The sequence below is a fragment of the Microvirga pakistanensis genome (assembly GCF_004458765.1).
GTDB classification, from domain to species: domain Bacteria; phylum Pseudomonadota; class Alphaproteobacteria; order Rhizobiales; family Beijerinckiaceae; genus Microvirga; species Microvirga pakistanensis.
The window spans coordinates 1-223 of sequence record NZ_SPJX01000115.1; the positions used below are offsets into that span (position 1 = coordinate 1).

At 65.9% G+C, this 223-nt stretch carries 1 protein-coding gene; it reads left to right on the forward strand.

The annotated features are described in order from the left end of the window. The coding region (locus E4K09_RS04100) for a hypothetical protein (protein WP_134495366.1) at positions 1 to 223 on the forward strand (223 nt) is incomplete at both ends.

Genomic DNA, 223 nt, shown 5'->3' on the forward strand with positions numbered 1-223 from the left:
CGGCACGGCTCCTCGGCTTGCCAACACGGTGGCGCAATCCCCGCATGTGCTCGACGTGCTCATCGACCCTGCCTTCGGCATTCCGCTGGTGGATGAATCGGCGATCGAGGAACAGCTGCTGCAGATCATCGGCAATCCCGAGAACTACGAGGACTTCCTCGACCGCGCCCGCGACGCGGCCCGGCAGATGCGTTTCATCACGGGCGCGCGGCTTCTCTCCGGC